The sequence below is a fragment of the Micromonospora sp. NPDC047730 genome, from assembly GCF_043204765.1.
In the GTDB taxonomy this organism is placed as follows: Bacteria; Actinomycetota; Actinomycetes; order Mycobacteriales; family Micromonosporaceae; genus Micromonospora.
This window is the reverse complement of the sequence record NZ_JBIDCU010000002.1, coordinates 530345-549632: the sequence shown is the minus strand read 5'-3', so window position 1 is coordinate 549632 and position 19288 is coordinate 530345. Positions and strand designations below refer to the sequence as shown.

The 19288-nt window shown below is 70.3% G+C and carries 23 protein-coding genes; 15 read left to right on the top strand and 8 right to left on the bottom strand.

Features of this window, described 5'->3' with window-relative positions:
* The first annotated feature begins 2 nt into the window (after positions 1-2).
* The 12 genes from ACGF5G_RS08415 (at position 3) to ACGF5G_RS08360 (ending at position 14305) form a co-directional block, all read left to right on the top strand.
* The gene (locus tag ACGF5G_RS08415) at positions 3-5804 is read left to right on the top strand and encodes a hypothetical protein (RefSeq protein ID WP_393260180.1); all 5802 of its coding nucleotides are present in this window, start codon (positions 3-5) and stop codon (positions 5802-5804) included.
* A gap of 36 nt (positions 5805-5840) precedes the next feature.
* Positions 5841-6797 carry a phage distal tail protein gene (locus tag ACGF5G_RS08410; protein WP_393260177.1) on the top strand — a complete coding sequence of 319 codons (957 nt, stop codon included), beginning with the start codon at positions 5841-5843 and terminating at the stop codon, positions 6795-6797.
* Positions 6798-6800: 3 nt separating this feature from the next.
* On the top strand, positions 6801-7964 hold the full coding sequence (locus tag ACGF5G_RS08405) for a hypothetical protein (RefSeq protein ID WP_393260174.1): 1164 nt from the start codon (positions 6801-6803) through the stop codon (positions 7962-7964).
* A 46-nt stretch (positions 7965-8010) separates the two neighbouring features.
* Positions 8011-8943: a hypothetical protein gene (locus ACGF5G_RS08400; protein ID WP_393260172.1), complete on the top strand. Its 933-nt coding sequence runs from the start codon at positions 8011-8013 to the stop codon at positions 8941-8943.
* Positions 8858-9646 carry a hypothetical protein gene (locus ACGF5G_RS08395; RefSeq protein ID WP_393260169.1) on the top strand — a complete coding sequence of 263 codons (789 nt, stop codon included), beginning with the start codon at positions 8858-8860 and terminating at the stop codon, positions 9644-9646. The genes ACGF5G_RS08400 and ACGF5G_RS08395 overlap by 86 nt, the downstream gene beginning before the upstream one ends.
* Before the next feature lie 3 nt (positions 9647-9649).
* Complete coding sequence (locus ACGF5G_RS08390; protein WP_393260166.1) at positions 9650-11605, top strand: alkaline phosphatase D family protein; 1956 nt, start codon at positions 9650-9652, stop codon at positions 11603-11605.
* Between the two features lie 50 nt (positions 11606-11655).
* Positions 11656-11928: a hypothetical protein gene (locus ACGF5G_RS08385; protein WP_393260164.1), complete on the top strand. Its 273-nt coding sequence runs from the start codon at positions 11656-11658 to the stop codon at positions 11926-11928.
* Between the two features lie 91 nt (positions 11929-12019).
* Positions 12020-12172, top strand: coding sequence for a hypothetical protein (locus ACGF5G_RS08380; RefSeq protein WP_393260162.1), 153 nt, complete (start codon positions 12020-12022; stop codon positions 12170-12172).
* A gap of 1 nt (position 12173) precedes the next feature.
* Positions 12174-12875, top strand: a complete 702-nt coding sequence (locus ACGF5G_RS08375; protein WP_393260159.1) for a peptidoglycan-binding protein — start codon at positions 12174-12176, stop codon at positions 12873-12875.
* 4 nt (positions 12876-12879) lie between these two features.
* Positions 12880-13326 carry a hypothetical protein gene (locus ACGF5G_RS08370; RefSeq protein WP_393260157.1) on the top strand — a complete coding sequence of 149 codons (447 nt, stop codon included), beginning with the start codon at positions 12880-12882 and terminating at the stop codon, positions 13324-13326.
* Positions 13327-13701: a hypothetical protein gene (locus ACGF5G_RS08365; RefSeq protein WP_393260154.1), complete on the top strand. Its 375-nt coding sequence runs from the start codon at positions 13327-13329 to the stop codon at positions 13699-13701. It abuts the gene before it with no gap.
* Positions 13688-14305, top strand: coding sequence for a hypothetical protein (locus ACGF5G_RS08360; protein WP_393260151.1), 618 nt, complete (start codon positions 13688-13690; stop codon positions 14303-14305). Before ACGF5G_RS08365 ends, ACGF5G_RS08360 begins: the two co-directional genes overlap by 14 nt.
* 21 nt (positions 14306-14326) lie before the next feature.
* Here ACGF5G_RS08360 and ACGF5G_RS08355 read toward each other — a convergent pair whose 3' ends face one another.
* Positions 14327-14653 (bottom strand): hypothetical protein, encoded by a 327-nt coding sequence (locus ACGF5G_RS08355; protein ID WP_393260149.1) that lies wholly within the window; start codon positions 14651-14653, stop codon positions 14327-14329.
* Between the two features lie 25 nt (positions 14654-14678).
* Between ACGF5G_RS08355 and ACGF5G_RS08350 the strand changes: the two genes are divergently transcribed.
* The 3 genes from ACGF5G_RS08350 (at position 14679) to ACGF5G_RS08340 (ending at position 16026) form a co-directional block, all read left to right on the top strand.
* Positions 14679-15029 (top strand): RyR domain-containing protein, encoded by a 351-nt coding sequence (locus ACGF5G_RS08350; RefSeq protein WP_393260146.1) that lies wholly within the window; start codon positions 14679-14681, stop codon positions 15027-15029.
* Positions 15026-15295 (top strand): hypothetical protein, encoded by a 270-nt coding sequence (locus tag ACGF5G_RS08345; RefSeq protein WP_393260144.1) that lies wholly within the window; start codon positions 15026-15028, stop codon positions 15293-15295. The genes ACGF5G_RS08350 and ACGF5G_RS08345 overlap by 4 nt, the downstream gene beginning before the upstream one ends.
* A gap of 359 nt (positions 15296-15654) precedes the next feature.
* Positions 15655-16026 carry a hypothetical protein gene (locus tag ACGF5G_RS08340; RefSeq protein ID WP_393260142.1) on the top strand — a complete coding sequence of 124 codons (372 nt, stop codon included), beginning with the start codon at positions 15655-15657 and terminating at the stop codon, positions 16024-16026.
* A gap of 69 nt (positions 16027-16095) precedes the next feature.
* Here ACGF5G_RS08340 and ACGF5G_RS08335 read toward each other — a convergent pair whose 3' ends face one another.
* From ACGF5G_RS08335 to ACGF5G_RS08305, 7 genes are all read right to left on the bottom strand, one after another.
* Complete coding sequence (locus ACGF5G_RS08335; protein WP_393260140.1) at positions 16096-16872, bottom strand: hypothetical protein; 777 nt, start codon at positions 16870-16872, stop codon at positions 16096-16098.
* Between the two features lie 102 nt (positions 16873-16974).
* Positions 16975-17163 (bottom strand): hypothetical protein, encoded by a 189-nt coding sequence (locus ACGF5G_RS08330; protein ID WP_393260137.1) that lies wholly within the window; start codon positions 17161-17163, stop codon positions 16975-16977.
* Complete coding sequence (locus tag ACGF5G_RS08325) at positions 17160-17381, bottom strand: hypothetical protein (protein WP_393260134.1); 222 nt, start codon at positions 17379-17381, stop codon at positions 17160-17162. The genes ACGF5G_RS08330 and ACGF5G_RS08325 overlap by 4 nt, the downstream gene beginning before the upstream one ends.
* Positions 17374-17766 (bottom strand): hypothetical protein, encoded by a 393-nt coding sequence (locus ACGF5G_RS08320; protein ID WP_393260132.1) that lies wholly within the window; start codon positions 17764-17766, stop codon positions 17374-17376. Before ACGF5G_RS08320 ends, ACGF5G_RS08325 begins: the two co-directional genes overlap by 8 nt.
* The gene (locus ACGF5G_RS08315; protein WP_393260130.1) at positions 17759-18019 is read right to left on the bottom strand and encodes a hypothetical protein; all 261 of its coding nucleotides are present in this window, start codon (positions 18017-18019) and stop codon (positions 17759-17761) included. The genes ACGF5G_RS08320 and ACGF5G_RS08315 overlap by 8 nt, the downstream gene beginning before the upstream one ends.
* The gene (locus ACGF5G_RS08310; protein ID WP_393260128.1) at positions 18016-18411 is read right to left on the bottom strand and encodes a hypothetical protein; all 396 of its coding nucleotides are present in this window, start codon (positions 18409-18411) and stop codon (positions 18016-18018) included. Before ACGF5G_RS08310 ends, ACGF5G_RS08315 begins: the two co-directional genes overlap by 4 nt.
* The gene (locus tag ACGF5G_RS08305) at positions 18408-19286 is read right to left on the bottom strand and encodes a hypothetical protein (RefSeq protein WP_393260127.1); all 879 of its coding nucleotides are present in this window, start codon (positions 19284-19286) and stop codon (positions 18408-18410) included. The genes ACGF5G_RS08310 and ACGF5G_RS08305 overlap by 4 nt, the downstream gene beginning before the upstream one ends.
* Between the last annotated feature and the right edge of the window lie 2 nt (positions 19287-19288).

Genomic DNA, 19288 nt, shown 5'->3' with positions numbered 1-19288 from the left:
CGGTGGCCTACGACATCGGTACGGCGTTCATTCAGATCGTCCCGAGCTTCGACCGGATCGACGCCCAACTGAAGGAGGGCGCGCGGCAGATCGCGCAGGGGCTGGGCGAGGCCACCGAGAAGGCGCTTCCGGAGGCTCTGGCCAAGAGCGTCCGCGAGGCCGCCACGCGCACGGAGGCCGCGGCCCGCGAGGCGGGGCAGGCCACCGGCAAGGCCATCGCCAAGGGCATGGACGACCAGCTGGGAGCTTTCCGGCGCAGGTGGCAGTCCGAGCTGACCCGCGGTGCCGCTTCCCTGCCCACCATCAAGATCGACGCTGACACCAGCGTCGCCGAGAAGCGCATCGAGGCCCTGCGTCGGGAGATGCTGCGCCTGGCCGGCCTGCCTGTGGGCGAGGTCGGCAGCGAGCAGTCGATGGCGCACCTGGAGCGCCTGCGCGGTTCGCTGGAGAAGGTTGCCAGGACCTCCCCGTCGACGCAGATGCGGCACAACGCCGACATCGCCCTGCAGTCGATCGACAAGGTCTTCGACGCCACCGTCACCTCCATCGAGCGCGCCGAGCAGGCCGCTGCCGAGCAGCTGCGCAAGCTGCAGGCCGCCCAGGACGAGCGCGAGCGGGCCCGCCTGCAGCGTCTCGACGACCAGGAGCAGGCGCGTCAGCGGCGCCTCGCCGACCAGGCCGCTGCCCGCGAGCAGCGCCTCGCTGACCTGGCTGCCGCCCGCGAGCAGCGCCTTGCCGACCTGGAGGCCGCCCGCCAGAAGCGGCTGGCCGACCAGGAGGAACGCAACCGCAAGCGGCAGGAGGAGCGCGACAAGGCCGACCAGAAGCGCAAGGACGACCGCGCTGCCGCCGAGGCCAAGAAGGTTGCCGAGCGACTGCGGCGCGAGGCCGAGGAGGCGTTCGGCAAGACCTTCGCTGGCCGGGTCGCCAAGCAGCTCGAAGAGGCGTTCAAGTCGCTGCCTGACTTCAAGCTGCCGGTCGACCCGTCGCAGGGCGAGCTGGCCGTCAAGCAGATCCGCGACGACCTGCAGCGACTCAAGGACCTGGAGATCGGCGTCGACATCGACGCGGCCGAGGCGCTGCGCTACATCGCGCAGATCCGCGGTGCGCTCGTCGAGCTGGCCAACTCCGACCCGTCGCTGGAGATCCACGTCGACGCCGTCGCTGCCGCCGCCGAGCTGGCCAAGGCCGAGCGTATGGCGGAGCGGCTGGACGGCAAGTCGATCGACCTGAAGGTGTCCGGCCAGGACGAGCTGCGCGGAGTCGGTGACGCGGCCACCGTGTCGCTGTCGCGCATCGAGGCCCTGGTTGCAGGTGGCCTGTCGCTGGGCACCGGCCTGGTGCCGGTGGCTCTGTCTGCCGCCGCCGCGATCGGCTTCATCGGCACGGCCGCGCTCGCGGCCGGTGCCGGCGTCGGCGCGATGGTGCTCGGATTCTCCGGCATCGGCGACGCCGTCGGCGCGATGCAGCAGCTGGAGGATGCCTCCAACCAGTCCGCGGCCTCGTTCGCCCGCTCGGCCAACCAGCAGGAGTCCGCCCTGGAGTCGCTGGCTTCGGCGGAGCGGTCGCTGGCCAACACCCGCGCCAACAACGCCGACTCCGCCCGGCGAGCCGCTCAGGCGGTCGCCGACGCGGAGCGCGCCGTTGCCGATGCCCGCCGGGAGGCGGCCGAGTCGACGCGGGCCGCGCTGGAGCGCGCCAAGGACGAGGCTCGGGCCTACGCCGAGCGGCAGGCCGACGCGGAGCGGACCCTCGCTCGCGCCCAGGTCGACGCCCGCGAGGCCCGCGAGGCGTTGACGGCTGCCTACCGCGACGCCGTTTCCGCCCTGGCCGACCTGGATTCCGCGGTCAAGAAGAACGCGCTGGACCAGCGCGCAGCGACCCTTGAGGTCAAGAAGGCCAAGGAGGAGCTGGACAAGGTCCTGCTCAACCCCCGCGCCACGGAGGAGGAGCGCGAGCAGGCCCGCATCACCTACGAGCGGCGACTGCTGCAGATCGAGGACCTGAAGCGCCAGGGCAAGGAACTGGCCGACCAGCAGGCCGAGGCGAACCGCAAGGGGGTCAAGGGCTCCGACGAGGTGGTGGCCGCGCAGGAGCGCATCGCCGCCGCCGACGAGCGCGTGGCCGATGCCCAGCGGACCCTGGCTCGCATCCGCGAGGATGCGCAGCGTTCGGCGCAGCGCAACCAGGAGGCCATCGAGCGGGCCCAGCTGGACGGGGCTCGCCGCGTGGCCGACGCCGAGCGGCGGCTGGCCGACAGCCGGTACGCACAGCAGGCCCAGGCCCGGCAGGCCGCGTTCGCGGTGGCACAGGGTCAGCAGGCGGTCGCTTCGGCGGCCCGCCAGGCCGAGATGGCACAGATGCAGGCCGGCATCGCCGGCGGCGAGGCGTACAACAAGGTCCAGGACGCCCTGGACAAGCTGTCGCCTCGGGCCCGCGACTTCGCACGGTTCATCTTCGAGCTGCGCGACGAGCTGAAGGACCTGCGCGCCGCGGCGGCGGACAACCTGCTGCCCGGGGTGCAGACGGCCATCGAGACGGCCCTGCCGTACCTGCCCGCCTTCACCGAGTGGATGGGCTCGGTCGCCGGCGCCGTGGGTGACCTGTTCGCCGAGTCGGCGCGGTTCCTGAGCACCGACGAGACGTGGCGGGACTTCTTCGGCTTCGTCGGCGACAGCGCGGTGCCCACCCTGCAGCAGCTGTACCGGATCGGTCGCGACGTGGCCACCGGGCTCGCAGGGCTCTACCTGGCCTTCACGCCGTTCAACGGCGACGTCGGTGGCGGCCTGGAGAACCTGGCGCGCGACTTCGCCCAGTGGGCTTCGACCCTGGAGACCAACCCGTCTTTCCAGGAGTTCCTGGCCTACGTGCGGGAGAACGGGCCGGTGGCGGTCGACCTGATCGGCGAGCTGATCAGCTTCGTCGCCCGCTTCGTTGAGGCCGCGGCGCCGATCGGCTCCGTGGTCCTGGCGGTGTTCACCTCCTTCATCGAGTTGCTCAACGGCATCCCGATGCCGATGCTCACGGCGCTGGTCTTCGTGCTCGGCTCGTTCGCCGGGCTGATGCTGCTGTTCAGCAGCGCGCAGCGGCTGTCGGCCCTGACCCAGAACACCTGGAACAAGGCGGCCGACCGGGGGCGCACCGTCGCGTCGGGCTTCCGTGACGCGGTGGCCCACCTCAACGACTCGTGGAAGTCGGCGGTGGCGGAGCAGCGCGAGCACATCGCTGCCACGGAGCGCAACCGGACCGCCATGGCTACCGCCGGCACGCAGATGGCCAGCTACCGCAACCAGCTGTCCGTCACGGCGGACACGCAGCGGTCGGCGACCACCTCGCAGAACATGCTGACCGGCGCGCTGGACCGCACCCGGACGGCGTTCTACAACGCCGGCTCTCAGGTGTCGCTGTTCCGCATGGAGTGGCAGAACGCCATCCAGGCGCAGCAGTCCAGCATCGGCATGCAGGACACCGCGAGGAGCGCGGTGGACCGCACCACGACGGCGTTCTCCGCTCTCGGCCAGCAGCTGGCCGCCACACGGACGCGGATCGTCGAGTCCGACGCGGTGACCAGGACGATGACCTCGACCCTCGCGGGCGTTCGGGCCGGAGCTGGCCTGGCTGTTCAGGGGCTGGGCAGCCTCGTCGGCTTCCTGGGTGGACCGTGGGGTATCGCGATCACCGGCGCGATCCTGGCCGCCGGCTACTTCTCCGCCAAGGCGGCGGAGCAGAAGCAGCGGGTCGACAACCTCACCCAGGCCCTGATGCTGCTGGGCAAGGCGTACCGGGAGACCCGGGACGTCTCCTCGCAGAGCGTCAAGGACATCGTCGCCCAGTCCGACGAGCTTGAGCAGCTGATCAACCGTGCCAACGAGTACGGGATCGCGGTCGAGGACATCGCCCGGGCGGCGGCTGGCGAGCACGCCGCGCAGCAGCGCGTCATCGCCGCGCTGCAGGCGAAGAAGAAGGCCCTCGAAGAGGAGGCGCTGGCCTTCAGTAAGGACCCGAACGAGCGCATCCGCCGGCTGGAGGAGTACGACAAGCAGGCGAAGGCGATCGACGGGACCGTGGAGTCCCTGCAGCGGCAGTTCGCGGAGCTGAACGCGGCGACCCGGGCTCAGCAGGCTCTCGACGAGGCGCAGCTGCGGCTGGCCGAATCGACGCCGAAGCTGACGACGGAGCAGTTCCGGCTCAACGAGAAGCTCGGCGCGAACGCGGAGAGGATCTCCTACCTCAAGGGGCTCGTGGAGGTCTTCGGGAATGCCGAGTCGACCGCCGCGCAGCGCGTCGACGCGCTGCGTCGGGCCATCGAGCAGCAGACGGCCGCGAAGATCGGCGCAATCGAGGCGGAGGAGGCCCACGCACGGGGCGTCCTCGGACTCACCTCGACGATCGAGCAGAACCGCAGCAGCCTGCAGTCTCAGGTCGACGCGAACCGGCTGAGCGCGGCTGCGGCCGACAAGGCGGCCCGCAGCCTGGACACCCAGTCCGACTCCGGACTGCGCAACAGGGATGCCCTGGAGGCGGCGGCTGGCGCGGTGCGCGACCGGTATCTCGCCGACATCGAGGCGGGTGTGCCGATGGCGGAGGCCACGGAGCTGCACAACAAGCGCATCGAGGCCCTGATCAAGGAGGCCGACAAGCTCGGCTACGACGAGAAGAAGGCGCGCGAGCTGATCGACGCCTACGGAGACATTCCCGACGAGGTCAAGACGGTCTACACGACCAAGGGCTTCACGGATGTCTACAAGGAGCTGGAGATGCTCCAGGTCGCCCAGTACGCCCTGAAGCACGGCATCGAGCCCTCGGACGCCTGGGCCGAGTACAACCGAGCCAAGGCTGCTGCGAAGGGCGACTACCCGCAGGGTGGCGGCAACGCCGGCCTGAAGCCCCGCGGCGACGGATACGGCGTCTCGGCGCAGTTCTTCTCCGCCGGCGGCCGGGTCTGGGGCGAGGGCACCTCGACGTCGGACTCGAACCTGGCATGGCTGTCGAACCGCGAGTTCGTGCAGCCGGTCAGCTCGGTCGACTACTACGGCGAGTCCTTCATGGAGGCACTGCGCCACCGGCTGGTACCCAAGGAGATGCTCCCGGGGTTCGCCCGCGGTGGTTCGGTGACCTGGCCGTACAGCGTCACCGCGCTGTCCACCCGGATCCCCGCCATGGACGAGGTCCGCAGTGTGGTCCTCGCCCAGATCGCCAAGGGCGGGGCCAGCAGCGGCGGCATCGGGTCTGCCGACATGATGCGGCTGCTGCGGGTCGTCTTCCCGGGCCTCGCGTTGTACTCCGGCTACCGGCAGGGCTCGCGCACCCCGTCGGGGAACCTGTCGTACCACGCGATGACGGCCGCCGACGGCGACAAGGGTCGCGCGGTCGACCTGCCCCCGCGCCGGGATGTCTTCAACTGGATCCACGACCGCTATTTCCGGGGCACCCGGGAGCTGATCTGGGCCGGCGACCCGAACCGCAACATCCACAACGGCAGGCACCACCGGTACAGCGCATCACTGCTGGCCAACCACGGTGTCGCCGGTCAGCCGAACGCACACATCCACTGGGCCTACGACTCCGGTGGCTTCCTGCCGCCGGGCGTCAGCACGGTCTTCAACGGCACCGGCCGCCCGGAACCGGTCTTCACCGACGGCCAGTGGAGCGACATCAGCGCCCTGGTGCGCAACGCGCAGGACAACCCGCGCGGCGGCGAAACCCACCACTGGCACTTCGCCAAGCAGGACCTCGACATCCCTCGGCTCAACGCGTGGGCCAACGCCCGCGACGCGAGGGGGAGGCCTGGCCGACCCAACTGACACCACCCGGGGTGACCGGCGAGGGAGGGAGTCTGCATGCCTCTTGCAGTACGAGCGATCCAGACCCTTCCCCCGCCGGTCACTCCTCCGGTCGTCACGCCGCCGCCGCAGCGGCCCCGGGTCGGCACCATGCGTGCCACCTGGACCGACCCCAACGGCACCGTGTGGGAGCTGACCGGCCCCCACACGGTGCACGGGTGGCTCACCCGACCGGAGATCGGCGGCTGGGGCGCCAACCCCGTCACGATCGTGACCGACCCTCTGGCTCGTGGCGGCGTCACCGTGCGCCACCAGCGGGCCGAGCCGCGTCGGCTGACGTGGCCGCTGCACATTTACGGCGACACCCACCTGCAGTTCCTCGACCGGTACCGGCGGCTCATGCGGGCCTTCACCTTGACGAAGTACAAGGGCCCGGGCTTGTTGACGGTGGCGCGCCCCGACGGCAAGGCCAGGTCCATCCGGTGTCTACTCGAAGACGGCTGGGGCGGTGAGCCGGGCGAGAACCTCAGGTTCGCAAACCCGGTGCTGACCCTGTTTGCGCCCGACGGGTTCTGGCAGGACGTCGAGCCGCAGTTCGTGCGCCGCTCCTACGTCGGCGCGACGGTGCCCTACCTGAGCCCCTACCTGACCGTCTCCAGCTCGCAGATCCTCGGCGAGTCGACGATCAACAACCCCGGTGACGTCGAAGCGTGGCCGAGTTGGAAGATCACCGGCCCCGCCACTGAGCTGGTGGCGACGAACGGGACCACGGGTGAGAGCTTCACCCTCACCCACACGCTGGCGGCGGGGCAGACCGCCACCATCACGATCGCGCCCGAACGGACGCTGGTGCGCGGGCCGGCCGGCGAGAACCTGATCGGCTCCCTGAACTGGCCTGGCGCCATCCTCTGGGGGTTGGTGCCCGGCGTCAACGACGTCAACTTCGAGGTCAACGGATCCGGCGCCGGCACGCAGGTCGAGCTGTCGTACTTCCCGCGCTACGAGACGGCGTAGTCGATGGCGATCAAACTGCTCGTCACCGACCGGAACCTCAACGTCCTGAGCGACCTGACCGGCTGGGAGACCGTCGACGTCACCCTCCGGTTCAACGAGGTCAGCAGTGGCCAGTTCACCTGCCCTGCGTACCCGTGGATCCGGGAGATCCTCACCCCCGGAGCCCGCATCGTCGTGATCCGCGACGGCCAGATCTTCGCGGCCGGCCCGTGGGAGCGCCGGCTCATCGAGCGCAGCGACGACGGCGAGAACTCGGGGATCGGGAAGCTGACGGTGGAGTTCGCCGACGACCTGAGCCTGGTCGTCTCCCGCAACTCCTACCCCAAGCCGGCGCTCACGCCGGAAGCGCAGGACACCGACTTCTGGGAGTACAACAACAACGCCGAGCTGGTCCTGCTGGACCTGGTCAACGGCAACGCGGGCCCCGCCGCGCAGGCCATCCGCAGGATCCCTCGCCTGGTCGTCGCGGGCCCCACCGGCGTGGGCACCACGGTCGCCGGGAAGTTGCGCCTCGACCAGCTCGGCGACGGCATGCGCTCGATCGCCCTCGCCGGCGGCGGCATCGGCTTCCGCACCCGCCAGGTCGGACGGGACATCGTCTTCGAGACATACGGCCCACGAGACCTGAGCAACGTGGTCCGCTTCGGCTTCGGGCTCAACAACTTGCGGTACCTCGCGTACGAAGAGAGCGCCCCGGCCATCACCACGGCGATCGTCGGCGGCCAGGGCGAGGGCAGCGACCGCTACATCATCGGCCGCACCGACGCGGCCCTGGAGTCCGTGTGGGGTCGGCGCGAAACGTACGTGGCCCGACCCGGCAGCGACCCGCTGGCCGAACTGCAGCAGGCCGGCGACGAAGTCCTGACCCGCGAAGCCGCCACCGCCCGACTGCAGTCGTCCGCCTGGGACACCGAGGACCAGCGCTACGGCATCCACTACGGCCTCGGCGACCGAGTGTCCATCGAGGTCGGCCCCGGCGAGCAGGTCTCGGACCTGGTCCGCCTGGTGCACCTGCAGGCATGGGCGACAGCCGGCGAGCTGGTCAGCGCCATGGTCGGCGGCCAGGAGGCCAGCACCGACCCGCAGTGGATCCATCGCCTCCGCGAGATGAGCCGCCGGCTCGCCCTCCTGGAGCGCCGCGCCCTGCCGTCCACGCCCAGCGCCTGACCAGCCGCGGCCTCACCCCTTCACCCAGCAGCTCGGAAGGAGTGCTGTGGCATCCAAGTCCTACCCACGCCCCGGCTACAACAGCGGGTCGCTGACCAGCGTGGAGCACGAGCGCCTCGTTCACACCTCCCTGCCCGACGGGCTCGGCGGCCACCCGAACGACCCGGCGCCCGTCATTGCGGACGGCACCGGAACGCGGGTGGTCAAGGTCCGCGCCGGCCTCGTGGTCTGGCTGCGCGGCAGCTACTGGGAGTCCGGCCCGACGGACATCGCACTGCCGTCGCTGGAGGCGAACACCAGCGGCTCCCCGCGCATCGACATGGTCGTGCTCCGTCTCGACCGGTCGACGTACGAGATCAAGGAACACGTCATCACTGGCACGCCAGCGGCCAATCCCGTCGCGCCGGCGCTGACCTTCGACACCGGCAATACCGGCGTCTACGACTTCCCGCTGGCTGAGGTCCGAGTCAACTCGGGCGTGACGGCGCTGCCTGCGGACACCGTCACCACTCGCGCCTGGCACCTCGGCGAGGACGGCCAGATCCGCTGCAAGACGTCGACCCGCCCTCCAGGGCAGGTCGGCCGCAGCGTGTTCGACACCGAGGTCGGTCGGTGGCTGGTGCACAACGGCACCCGATGGCTGGTCGCCGCCGACGACAGCGGAGACCTGACCCTGCCACTGGCATCTGGATGGGCGGCGGGCTTCAACACCATGCGCCGCGTCAACGGCCTGGTGTACGTCGGCGTCACCATCCAGCGCAAGGTCCGGGCCATCGGCACCGGCCTCGTCACCTTCGCCCAGCTGCCAGAGGGATTCCGGCCCACCCGGCCGTTCGAGGGCGTGGCCTTCGCCCCGTCGAGCGGCGAGTGCCGCGTCGTGATCAACACCAACGGTGTCTGCCAGGTCGCCTGCTACGGCGGCCTCGCCGTCGACAAGTTCGTCAATATCCACCCGCTGGTCTTCCCGGCGGCAATCTGAACGGGGCTCCATGCGCTTCTCTTTCGGCGGCGGAATCGCCGACTGGACCTTTGCCCACGGCGACGAGGTCGTCATCGGGGCTTTCACCGGCAACAACGCCGTGGTGGTCGGCGGGGTGGCCATCACCTTCTGGTCGGACGAGCAGGCCGGCACGCAGTACGACGACCTGCTCGACACCGACGGGCAGCCCATCACGGTCGTCCTTTCCGAGGACGGCGCTGGCTTCCGCTCCAAGGGCCAGATCGCGCCCTTCCGCGGCCCCGACGGCATCACCAAGATGTGGGCGCAGGCGGGCGACAACGGGCCTCGCGCGCTGATGGTGACCACGGACGCGGCCGACACCACCAACGACCCCGGCACCGTCTGGCCGCCGCTGTCGATCGCGGGCCTACTGTCGGTCGGCACCGGCAGGCACCGGCTGTACAACGACACCGAGTCGAACCTGACGCTCGCCTCCGCGCGGGCGACGCTGGGCACGCCGGGCAGTGTCGACACGGTTCTCGACATCAACCGCAACGGCTCTTCGATCTTCCCCGCCCAGACGGGCCGGCTGACGATCGCCGCCGGCCAGAACACCTCCGGGAAGATGGCCCCGCTTGAGGTCGTGCAGCTCAACCCTGGCGACTACATCACCGTCGACGTCGACCAGACAGGCGGCGGCGCCGGTGACCTCGTGGTGCAGCTCCTGATGATGCAGGGCTGACCCGTGCCTACCCTTCTCAACACCTTCGAGACCGGTGCCGCAAACGGCACCACGGTCACTGCAGCCGGTTCCGGCGCCAGCGCGGCCGGAAACCCCGCCGATCTGATCGACGTCGGCGCGGGCAACGCGATGACGTACTCCGATGTCCGCTCGGCGCACGGGACGCTCAGTGCGCTCATCACCATGGGGCAGTCGAGTGGGCAGCCTGCCTACTGGGAATGGTCGACGTCGCTGGTCACCGCGCCCTACTCCGGGGCTACCTACTCCCGGATCTACGTCCACTACGACGTGCTGCCCAGCAACGGCGAGCTGGCGATCCTCCGGGGACTGCTCGGCACCAACCAGAGGTGGGCGACGCGCCTGCGTAACGACGGGAAGTTGGTCGTCTGGGGCGACGCCTCCACGCAGGCCGGCGTCTCGACCACCACCCTTACTCCGGGCTCATGGTGGCGTGTCGAGGCATCTGCGGTGGCAAGCGCCACGCAGGCCAGCACCACCATCGAGGTGCGGATCTACGCCGGGGACTCGCTGACCCCGACCGAGACGCTGTCCTACTCCGGCATCAAGATGGGCGGCCCGATCGACCGGGTCCGTTGCGGTGTGGGCAACTTCGTGGGTCTCGCGACGGCCTGGACGATCCACATGGACGACGTCGGCGCGTCCACAGTCGGCTGGCTCGGCCCTGCCATCGCACTGCCTGCGGTCACCCACTCCTGGATCGGTGCGGTGACCAGCACCTCCGCAACCGTGTCGTGCGGCTTGGAGAATGTCGCGTCGGCCCGGCTGGTCGTGTCCGCTTCGCCGGACCTGTCGGCGCCGCTGCTGTCGCCTGCCGGCACGCCCGATGCCGACGGCATCGTCAAGCTCACCTGCACCGGCCTAGCTCCGAACACGCTCTACCACTACGGGGTGCAGGCGGACGGGGCGCTGATCGAGGCGGGCCGGGGTTCGTTCACGAGCGACCCGACACCGGGCTCGCCCACGTCGTTCAGCATCGCCTTCGGCTCGTGCGCGCAGACCAACAGCAACTCCGAGACGTTCCAGGCCATCGCCGAGCGGGAGGGCCCGTACGGCAGGGCCCGCCGGATGCTCTATGAGGGCGACATCCACTACAGGGACTTCGGTGCCGGAGCCACCTATGCCGACGTCGTCGCGCAGTGGAAGTCCTCGCTCGCGCCGGCGCGCATGCGGCAGCTGACCTCCACGGTCCCGACGACCTACACGTGGGACAACCACGACTGGGGTGGCCCCAACTCCGACGCCGCCGCGCCGGCGGGGCCACTGGTCGCCGCCGCCTACCGGCAGGTGGTGCCGCACTACCCGCTGGCTACCTCTGGCGATACCGCGATCCACCAGAGCTGGGTCATCGGCCGCGTCCGGTTCATCCAGCTCGACACCCGCAGCCAGCGCTCGCCGCGCACCGACGCCGAGTCGCCCAGCAAGACCATGCTCGGCCCCGAGCAGAAGCAGTGGTTCCGCAACGAGCTGCTCCAGCCGGAGCCTCTCAAGGTCGTGGTCTCCGGCATCTACTGGCGGCGGGACTCGACCACCGGCGACCGGTGGGGGTCCTACGCCACCGAGTGGGCGGAGATCCGCGACTGGGTGGCCGCCAACGCCTCCGGCATCGGCAAGGTCATCGTTGTCAGCGGCGACCGGCACGCGCTGTACGCCGACGACGGCAGCGCCGCCGCCGACACCGGCGGCACCTACTGGCCCAATGTGTCGGGCGCCCCCTTCGACCAGGGAACATCCGCCCCGTTCGAAGTTTGGTCGCACGGCTACTACTACACCGGCGGCAACATGCGCGCCTATGGGTGGCTCGACATCCAGGACTCCGGCGCCAGCATCACCGTCACCTACTCCGGCATCACGGCGCTCGACGGCGCCACTCGCCTGTCGATGACTCTCGACGTGCCGGCCGCCTCCGCCCTGCCCGCCCGCTGGGGCATCCACCTGTAAGGCAGGACCACACACCCATGCCTCTCGCCATCCGTACGACAGGAGTCTCCTTGACCGTCAGCGTCGTTTTCAGCAAGGCCACCTACCGGCCCGACGAGCAGATCAGTTTTCAGGTCGTCGTCGAGGGCGAGCCGACCACGGTGACCAAGGACGTCACCGTCAACGGCTCGGTCGTGCTGCCCGGCCAGAACACCGTTCCGGTCACCGGGTCGACCCGCGTGGTCGACGACATCACCTACGGCGCGTTCGCCGCCGAGGGCTACGCGGTCGAGCAGGACCCGACCGACCCGTCCCGGTACACCGCCACGCCCGCCGCGGCGTAGCCGCCGGCACCCACCTACCAGGCCGTCCACCCCCTTCGGGGTGGGCGGCCTCTTCATGCCCTCTCACAAGCGCAGCGGAAGGAGCCTGCCCATGTCCGAGCAGGAACTCAAGCCGACCGTCGTCATCACGCCCGGCGACGACGAAAACCCGGAGGACGTCACCGGCGAGCCGGTCGACGAGGCGGAGGTGCTCGGCGACGCCACGCACCTCGCCGACCCGGCCGAGCATCAGGGGGTGGCCTGAGATGGGCGCACCGTGGGTGCTGGTGGCGTGGGCGGAGCAGTTCCGTTCGGAGCTGAACGCCATCGCCCCGAAGCGAGACAAGGCGTCCGACGGGTCGATCGGCGACCAGGCGCACCAGGGATCCAGGTCGGGCCACAACCCCGACGAGACGGGCCGCGCGGAGCGCAGCGACGCCGACCGGATCAACGAAGTCAGGGCGATCGACGTCGACAAGGACCTGCGGGTGACCGGCCTGACCGCGGAGATGATCGTGGCGTACCTGGTCGGGCGTTGCCGCGCCGGCCGCGAGCGCAGGCTGATCTACATCATCTTCAACCGGACCATCTGGTCGGCATCCACTGGCTGGCAGGCCCGGCGGTACACCGGGTCGAACCCGCACGACAGGCACATCCACCTGTCCGGACACCCGGACGGCGACAACGACCGCCGCCCGTTCGGCCTGGCGTCGCTGGTGGGCAAGACGCCGAAGCCCCCGGCCTCACCCAAGCCGGTCGCGCTCGGGTCTCGCACGCTGAAGATCGGCGCGCGGGGAAGCGACGTCGGCGACCTGCAGGAGCTACTCAACAAGCGCGGCGCCAAGATCAACATCGACGACGACTTCGGTCCCGCCACCCAGGCCGCCGTCCGCTCTTTCCAGAAGGCTCGCCGGCTGAGTGTCGACGGGCTGGCCGGCCCGCAGACGGTCGGCGCGCTGAGGAGCTGAGCGCGTGGTCTCCATCGACTGGCCGCGCTCGCTCCCCAGCGTCCCCACCATCCGCTGGCGCACCGTCGTCACGATCATCCTGGCCAAGGCTGCGTGGGACGCCGTCGGGCTCCTCGCCGGCGACGCCGCCTATGCCGGGCCGTCCTACGACGTATTGCGCAGCTTCTCCCCGTTCGGTGGCATGCGTCTACAGGGCGTCGCCCTGACGGCCCTCACCGTGCTGGCCTTCGTCGGCGCGCACCGCGCAGGCCGCGCCGGACGGGAACGCCTGCTGCGCGTGTGCCTATGGCTCTATGCCATCTGGTACATGACCTGGGCGGCCGGCGTTGCCAGCGCCTGGATCTACCACGAGCGCGTCCTGTCCTGGAGCGCGCCGGCGTCCGTGCTCGTAGTCGCCGTGCTGGCCATCGTCGCCGCACGCGCCACACCGCGGCAGGTGGGAGGTGGCTGAGTGTGGATCGATGTGCTGCCGGCCCGCACTCGGGCGACTGTCCAGGCCCTGTGGGTGATGGCCGCCCCGGGAGCTGCCGCACCCCAGTCGCCCGTTGAGCTGCTCTGGGTCGGACAGGCCGTCACTCTGCTGGTGGCACTAGGGACCGGATGGTTCGCCCTGCGCAGCAAGAAGACCGAGGTCGGTGACAGCCGCCAGGCGCGCTTCGAGAAGCGCCTCGACGAGGAACTGGACGACCAGCGCGCTCTGACTCGGCAGTGGCAGGAGTCCTGGACCGCCGAGCACCAGAAGGCCTTGCGCTACGAGTCCTACCTGCTACGCCACGGCATCGATCTTGAAAGCGGAAAGCGGGAGGTGACCGATGCCAAGGAGTAGGCACAAGCCCCTCTCCCCGGTTCTGACCGACGAGCCGATTATCGGCCAGGGACTGACCCGCAGGCTGCGGGTCGTGCTGATCTCGGTGGTCATCACCGTCGTCCTGACGAACCTGACCTCGTACCTGATCGGTCAGGCCGTGCGGACGGAAACCGAACGAAACACCCGCGCCCGACTAGAGGCGCTGAACCGCGAGTTCGCCGCCGACCTGGAGGAGCGGCGCAAGGCGCGCGACGCCGAAGCCGCTCGGCAGGACGCCTCCCTGCAGCAGCTGCGACGGGACGCCTGCACGCTCGCCGACCGGATCGTTCCCCGAGACGCGGCCGTGCAGGCGTTGAGGCAGCGATACGGCTGCACCGGCGACGCCCGGCCGAGCCCGGGCCCCACCGGCGAACCCGCAACGAACCGCCCGGGCCGGCCCGCCGGCACTCAGGGCGGAGGATCGCCGGACGCGCCTCCAGCACCGGGCGCACCCCAGCCGCCACGGCCGGCCCCGAACCCGCCACCCGCACCGGCTCCGCCCTCTCCAGACCCGACGCGGCCTCCGACGCCGCCCGAGGACGACGGGCTGATCTGCCTGCCGCTGCTGGGCTGCGTGCTCTGACCAACCGACGCCAAGTGCGGGCTACGAGGGCGTGTCGGAGTCGTCGGTGCGGAACCAGGTCTGCCCGCTGAGCCTCCACCCGGGCGGGTTGAGGTCGGCGCCGATCTCGGCCGGCACTTCGCGCCAGTCGTCGCGCACCTCTCGTAGCCGCTCGGCCACCTCGAAGGCGACTTCCTCGCGGGGGTACGCCCGCGCGTACGACCCGCGCTCGGCGAACCACCAGCCGTTCGGCAGTCGCCCGACGGCGAGGTACAGGCAGTCGGATCCGGACGTGTGGCCGCTCTGCCACCGCCGGATCCGCCGAGCCCCTGGGTGCTCCCAGACCCGGATCAGCTCACCGAACTCCATCCACCCACCGTACTGGAGGTTATTCATGCAGCTCTCGGCCGAGGACATCGCCCGTGTCTGCCACGAGGCCAACCGCGCCATCCAGGCGCTACTCCAGGACCCGTCGCCGTCGCCGCCATGGGACGACGCCCCTGACTGGCAGCGCGAATCGGCAGTGGCGGGCGTGCTGGAGGCCCTGAATGGAGCCGGCCCGGAGGAGCTGCACGAGGCGTGGTGCGAGGCCAAGCGCGCCGCCGGCTGGAGCTACGGCCCGGTGAAGGACCCCGAGGCGATGACCCACCCGTGTCTGGTTCCGTACGCGGAACTGCCAGAGGGAGAGCGACTCAAGGACCGCCTGTTCATGGCGGTCGTGGACGCCCTGCGAGGTGAGCGGTGACCCCCACTGTCGGCCGCATTGTTCACTACGTCTCGTACGGCACGCCGGGCGGGGAGTACACCTCCCAGTGCCGCGCCGCCATGATCACCGAGGTCGGCGACGACGACCGGCTCGGCCTGGCCGTGCTTAACCCGACCGGGGTGTTCTTCCACTCCCTGGCCGACGGCGGCTGCGAGCGCCACGACGGCGACGCCAGTGACACCCCCGGCGCCCCGGATACGCCCTCGTACCACGGCGGCACGTGGCACTGGCCTGAGCGAGTCTGACGCCGCAACGAGACGACCCCCCGGCGAGTCGCCGAGGGGTCGTCGTCATGTGCGACTGCGCCGGCCATCCGGCGCTGCGATGGTGTTGCGAGCCTCGCCTCGAAGGGCGCACCCCGCGTGGGCGGGGAATCTTGCAGTCCCGCGAATCGGCCGGGACGGCAACCTCTCTCAACAAACACATCAGTGGATCACCCCCACGTGCGTGGGGACAGGGGTTCTAGCTAGGCCGTTCCCCTGGGTTACCCCCGCGTTGGCGGGGATGCCGTGACCATACCTCACTCGGGCGACATCGAACTGTCCGGTGAGCGACAAAAGCGCTACGCCGCCCGGCTGGCGGCCCCTCCATTCAAGGAGCATCCGTGCCCAAGCTGTTCGGCCGCGACCCGGCCATCTTCCTGGCCCTCGCCGCCGCGGTGATCAAGATGGTCGCCGCATTTCTCTTCGACCTCACCGTGGACCAGCAGGCCGTGCTGAACACGGTGGCCGCTGCCGCAGTCGGCGTCCTGGTCGCGTTCATCGCCGTCAAGGACGGCCAGGTCGCCGCGCTGCTCGGTCTCGCCCAGGCGGCGCTCGCCGCCGCGGTGGGCTTCGGGCTCGACATGTCCGCCGAGGACCAGGCCGTCCTGCTCTCTTTCGTCGGCGTCGCGCTCGGCATGTTCGAACGCACCCAGATCACCGCGCCGGTCAGGCCGGCCGCGCCCGTCGAGGACGCCTCGGTCGCCGAGCTGTAGACCGCACCATGTCAGCGCCCCCGTCTGGACCTCCGGGTCCGGGCGGGGGCGCTTTTTGCGTTGCGGCGTTCAGATTGGCCGGAGCCCGCCCAGCGGGCCCGGGTAGTGACGGGCCTCCTCCAGCTCGCGCCGCACGTTGGCCAGCTCGCGCTCCCTGCTCTGAGACTTGCGGAGCCGGGACCGGGCCGCGATGCCCGCAGCCACAGCCTGCGCGGTGGCTCGACCGCCGCCATTGACTGCAGCGCGAGCGGCGGTGCGCTGCATGTGCCAATCATTTTCGATCTCCGCGCGGTGGGCCGCCTGCTCCCGGGCGGCGCGCTCCATGGCCTTGCGCATGGAGGTCCAGCCGCCCTCCAGGACGTGGTCTTCGTCGCTATCCTCGCGGTCCGACCAGCGCCAGGCGCGCAGCCTGCGGCGCACCCGGTAGAGGGCATACTTGCGGGGAAGTCGGCTGTTCCAGCCGGAGTCTTCGTGCTCCTCCCCGTCAGGCAGGTGGCTCAGCGCGTAGTGGACGTCGCGGACGCACCAGCCGGCCGCGAAGTACGGACGCACGACCTCGTAGAGGTCCTCGGGGTCGATGGGCCCTTCCTGTCCCTGACGCAACCCGATGACGAGCTGCTGCAAGGTCTTGATCGCGAGCATGGACTCCGCGCGGCCGTCCGGCGCAACGGTCGGGTCGAACTCCCACCGGTGCTCGTCGCAGATGGTCATGCAGCGGCGGCACTGCCAGGCCCATCCGTGAGGAGTTGAGGTGACCACCTTCTGCGTGCCCATCTTGCACAGCTCGCAGTACGCGGGTGGGGGCGGGCCGTAAAGGGCGCCGTCTGCGACGAAGAACCTCTCCATGCTGACCGTCCTCCGCCGACCAGGTGGGTGTCCCCATTAGAACGCTTGACCGAAGAGAGCATACCGCGAGGTCGACTCATGAATCGAGCCTTGGCCGCGCGGCTACGAGCGCCTCTCACGAGCCCGGCACTCGGCGGCAAGCCTTGCGCGCTCCGCGGCAACCTTCCGGTCGATCTGCCGAACCTCCGAGAGCGTCCTGCCGAACCACCACCCGGCCATGACGGCGAGCGCCGCAAGCTCGACGACGGTCAGCGTGATCCCGATGGCAACGAACCAGTCCATGAAGCTCACACGACCTCTCCTTGAACGACCTGCCCGTTGAACCGGAACCCGATCCGGCCGGGCCCCTCGCAGCCCGCCTTTCCTGCTCGCGTCGGCCCACGCAGGGCGGTTGCGACGGCGCGGCAGCACACCTTGCAGTAGGTGACGTCGACGATCAGGCGCTCGTCTTCAGCTTCGGGTAGGTGCGAGGCGTGGATCCTGACCACGCGGAAGGGTGGCTCACCCACGGCGCACCTCCGTTTCGTCCTCGAACGGCTCCAGGAGGTCCCACACCTCGGCGTCCTGGCCGGCCTCCAACAGCTCGCACGCTCGCGCCAGGTGGTGACGGGGGAGGATGCCGCGTTGCTCGTAGATGAGCCCGTCGTCGTCCCATCGACCGAAGAACGCGAAGCCACCAGCGGCGGAGGTGCCATTCAGGTCGGCTCGATCAAGACGCCGGCCAGGGTCGGAAATCGAGTCGGGGATGGCGCCGGGATGGTGTCGCCGAAACTCGCTGGTGAGATGGTCGAGCATCGACGCCCGATCTCCCCACGCGACCGGCGCCTCGACGACCGTCGACCAGTAGACGTAGAGGTCCCGATCGCGGTCCGGCTTGATGACGATGCTAGGCACGGCACGGCCCGACTTCGTGGTACAGGCTGGGGCGGTACGCCCGCCCCAGCTCCTCGCAGTGCAGCCCGAACAGGAGGATCCACACGGCGGCGGCGGCCCACCGATCCAGGTCGATCGTCACGGCAGCCTCGGCCGCGGCGAGCACGGAGGACGCCCACAGCAGGTCCCGGTCTGCGGGACGAGGGCCGGCGTTGATGCCGATCGCCACCGCGAGGTAGGTGAGCGCCAGCGGCATGTGCAGGTAGTCGCTCACGGCCGCCACCCGCTCGGCATCGGGCACGCGTCCAGCCACTCCTGCACCTTGGCGAGCTGCTCGCGGTACGACTGCCCGAGCGCCGGCTCGTCAGTGACCGCATGGCCGATCTCGTCGACGATCGCCTGCGCCATCCCGCCGGCCGCGCGCCGCAGTGCGGGATCGTGCAAGTGGTCAGCCACCCTGTCGAGCACCCGCCGGGCTTGGCCGAGGATCCGCCGCTCGTAGGCGAGCAGATCGATCATTGCGAGAGCGTGATCGACAGGACTGGCGCCGGCAGGACGCCTCAGCGCTGGCGCGACCCCGGCACGCTCACACAGACCGTCACCGAGGCGGATCAGCTCATGCGCGTAGCTGCGCGCGATGCCCTCGACGCTCTTCGGGGTGCTCACATCTGCTCCGTTCCGCTGGGCTCGGCCGCCGCGGCCGTGGTGGTCGCCCACTCGGGAAGGCCCGTCGCGCGTCGGCGCCCCTTCGGGCGAACCTGCCTGGCCAGCAGCTGGGTCCACTCGCGGTACTCCTCCTCGGTGTAGAGCCGGAAGCACGCGTCGCACTCGATGTAGTCGCTGCCCGGCCTGCGGACGAGCTGGGAGACGTCATCGCAGCCCTCCGTGCGGCACAGCACGCCCCACATCACCTCGGGCAGCGGCTCGGTCTCGCCGAGTGCCCCGTGTAGTGCGGTGCGCAGCTGGCGGATCTCGCCGGCGTGGTCGGCGATGGCGGGGTGTCGATCGCAGGCCACGTCGTACCGGTCGAGCATCCAGCTCGTCAGCAGCGGCACCGTCGCCGGCGGCAGGTGCTTGTCGGGGAACAGCTCGTCTCGCCAGTCGTGCACGATGTCGTCGAGAACGGTGGCGACAGACAGTCGTCCGACCTGGTCGCCCTCGGGGTCGCGGACGACACCTCGCCGCGAAGGTGCGAGCAGGTCGATGACGTCGGGGTTGATGGGCAGCTGCCGCTCCCGGGATCCGGACACCGCCGGCTGCGTTGACCTCGCGGGGGTGGGGGCCATGCCGCCCAGCAGTGACGTCGGGTCGGCGCGCCGGACCTCTCCGGTGAGCTGACCCTTGGCGTCGCGGACCGCGTAGACGCGGTCGTCGACCTCGGCCAGGTCTCCGTGGTTCAGCCGCTCGAACAGTTCTTCAACGCTGCTGATTTCGGTCCGAAGTCGGTGGCGGCAGCCCTCGTCGACGTGGGCGCGCTCGTAGGTCCGGGGCTCGGCGTCGCGCCGGTAGACGGCGCACAGCACGCACGCGTGCTCGATCATGC